The 2998-nt window shown below is 63.0% G+C and carries 4 protein-coding genes; all 4 read right to left on the bottom strand.

Features of this window, described 5'->3' with window-relative positions; translation table 11 throughout:
• Positions 1 to 44 precede the first annotated feature (44 nt).
• Entirely contained in the window at positions 45 to 911 is an 867-nt protein-coding gene (locus tag AC5RWX_RS31860; protein ID WP_494100183.1) for a substrate-binding periplasmic protein, read from the bottom strand.
• 85 nt (positions 912 to 996) lie between these two features.
• The gene (locus AC5RWX_RS31865; protein ID WP_494100186.1) at positions 997 to 1659 is read right to left on the bottom strand and encodes an amino acid ABC transporter permease; all 663 of its coding nucleotides are present in this window, start codon (positions 1657 to 1659) and stop codon (positions 997 to 999) included.
• Positions 1659 to 2306, bottom strand: a complete 648-nt coding sequence (locus AC5RWX_RS31870) for an amino acid ABC transporter permease (protein ID WP_494100184.1) — start codon at positions 2304 to 2306, stop codon at positions 1659 to 1661. Before AC5RWX_RS31870 ends, AC5RWX_RS31865 begins: the two co-directional genes overlap by 1 nt.
• 7 nt (positions 2307 to 2313) lie before the next feature.
• Positions 2314 to 2998, bottom strand: a 685-nt coding sequence (locus AC5RWX_RS31875) for an amino acid ABC transporter ATP-binding protein (protein ID WP_494100185.1), incomplete at its 5' end; no start/stop codon positions are given.

Genomic DNA, 2998 nt, shown 5'->3' on the forward strand with positions numbered 1-2998 from the left:
AGATCCAACCGCCCCTTTCTCGTGGTGCAGCAGTGGCGCCCTGGTTAGAGCGCGCTGGGAGCGCCGGGCTCACCGACTGCGGGGTCCAGTCCGTACTTTTCGAGGATCTTCCTGATGGTGCCGTCTTCGCGGAGCTTTTCGATGTCTTCGTCCAAGGCCTTGCCGAGCGCTTCGTTCTCGAGGCTGGATGGAAGCATGACCTGGCCGACCGCGGCGAATTCGGGGACCTTCGGGTTCGGGGTCACGTCGATCACCTGGGCGCCCTCAATGGGGGCCTCCTTGAAGCGTCCCTTGGCAGAAGCGGAGGAGGCAACGATGGCATCGATGCGGCCTGCCTTGAGGTCGCCATAGATGGATTCGTCGTCCTGGTAGATCTTGAAGTTGTCGCCCAGCCACTGTTGCAGGCTGTTGTTGTAAAGGTTGCCGGCCACCGAACCGACCACTTTGCCTTCCAGGTCATCGCTCTTGATGCCCTTAGTGGAGATGATCGCCTGGGGATCGTTCCACAGCGGCGTGCTCATATAGACAATCTTTGCCCGTTCCTTGGTGCGCAGCCAGCTTCCCGAGCCGATATCGACGCGCTTTGACTGCACCGACGGGATGACCGCCCCGGCGCCGCCGGAGGTGCTGACCGTGAGCTTGAGGCACTCCAGCTTGGCGATCTCGTTGATCAGGTCACCCTCCATTCCGGTAACGTTGTCGCCCTCCACTTTTGTGGCGGGGAAGTAGTCGTAACTGGCCACTGTGAGCTCACCTTCGGTGACGGTCTGGAGACCCTCATGTGCCGGGGTGCAGTCGGCGGCGGTGCTGGCGGTGTCGCTGCCGCCGCAGGCCGTGAGGGAGATGGCGAGCAGGCCGGCGGCGGTGCCGGCGGAAAGCGTGCGCATCAGAATGCGGGAATTCCTGGTCATTGTTGTTCCTTTGCTGTGATGGTAGGGCTGACTGCCCCGGAGTTAGTGGGACGGGCTGCCCGGGTGGGCGGGGTGGAGCGTAGGTTCAGTTACGTAGCAGGTGGCGGCCGAGGCGCTGTTCAAGCACACGGACGAAGCCGAGGAAGATGAGGGTGAGGGATCCGTAGATCACTGCGGTGAGGGTGTAGACGCTGAGGTATTCGAAGGTGATGGATCCGATTTCGAAGGCTTTGGACATCAATTCGGGCACGGCAATCACGAACGCGAGGGCGCTGCCCTGGAAGACGAGCACGGCGAGTCCGGCCAGGGGCGGGGTGGAGATCCGAAGGGCTTGGGGCAGGATGATGAGCCGGAACCCGGTCCAGCCGCGCAGCCCGGAGGTCAGGGCGGCTTCTTTCTGGCCCAGTGGTACGGCGGCGATCCCGGCCCGGAAGTATTCGGAGGCGTAGGCTCCGGTGTTCCATGACAGGGCGATAATCGCGGTGGTCATTGATGTGAGGGTTATCCCGGCGTCGGGGAGGCTGAAATACAGCAGGTAGAGCAGCACCAGGGCCGGCAGGCCGCGGCCGATTTCAACGAAGAAGAACGAGATCCATTGCAGGGGGACGAGTTTCGAGGCGGCCATCACGGCGAACAGCAGGCCGAGCGGGAAGCCGAAGAACAGTGCCAGTCCTGTGAGCTGGAGGCTGATGAGCAGGCCAGGGACCAGGTTTGGCATCCAGTCGAGCCATTGGGTAAGCATTTCCATCACGCCACTCCGATCTTCTTGCGCAGCCCGAGGTCAACCCGCCGGGCGATGACGGCGACGATGAGGCTGATCACGATGTACAGGGCCCCGGCAACCACGAACGAGAGCAGGCCTTCGTGCGTCTGCTTCGCAGCCTGCTGAGCGTAATAGGTAATCTCACGGACGCCGATGGTGGAGGCCAAGGCGGAATCCTTCAGCAACCCGATGCCGTACGTGGCGATCGCAGGCAGTGCAACGCGGAAGGCCTGCGGGGTGATGATGTGCCCGACGGTGGTGACCGTGCTCAGACCGAGTGCGTGGGCCGCTTCGCGTTGGCCCTCGGGGATGCTGAGCAGCCCGGAGCGGTAGATCTCGGCCATGAATGCCGAGGCAATGATGGAGAAGCCGATGATCGCAGCCTGGATCGTCGATAGGCGCAGCGCGAACTGGGGCAGGCCGAAATAGATCAGGAACAGCCACGTGATGGGAGGAATGACCCGGATCACGTTGATGTACAAGGTGGCGGCGCCGCGGACCATCCGGAAAGGTGAGCGTGCAGCCCCGACGAGGACCAGGCCGATAATGCCACCGATCAGCAGGGAGGCGCCGGTGACGTAGAGCGTGAGTCCGACGCCCCGGACGATTGCGGGGAACAGTTCTGCAATCATCGTGGTCTTACCTGTCCAGTACGGCTTTGAGGAATTGCCGGGTGCGTTCGCTCTGCGGGTCCGACATCACCTGCTGGCTGGGGCCGATTTCCAGCACGCCGCCATTGCCCATGACCATGATCCGGTCCGAGACGTCGCGGGCGAAGTGCATCTCGTGGGTGACCACGAGCATCGTCATACCCTCGTCGGCGAGGTCGCGCATGACCGCGAGGACTTCGAGGCCGATCTCGGGATCGAGGGCCGATGTTGGTTCGTCGAAGAGCATGACCTTCGGTGATAGTGCCAGGGCGCGGGCGATGGCGATGCGCTGCTGCTGGCCGCCGGAGAGGCGTGCAGGATACGCCTTGGCCTTATCAGGAAGGCCCACCCGCTTGAGCAAACGGTTGGCCACCTCTTCGGCCTGGTCCTTGCTCGACCCCAACACCTTCCGCTGCGGCAAGGTGATGTTCTCCATTACCGTCAAATGCGGGAACAGGTTGAAACTCTGGAAGACCATTCCGGTCACACGCCGGAGGTGGTCCAGGCTCGCCTTATCCGGCAGCTTCCCGCCGGCAACAACGCGGGCCCCGCCGATCGCGATGGTGCCCTCGGTCGGCGTCTCCAGATAATTCAGGCAGCGCAGGAACGTGCTCTTGCCCGCCCCTGAGGGCCCGATGATCGAAACAACCTCGCCCTCGTTCATCGACAAGTTC

The organism is Arthrobacter sp. SPT-J7 (assembly GCF_059089965.1).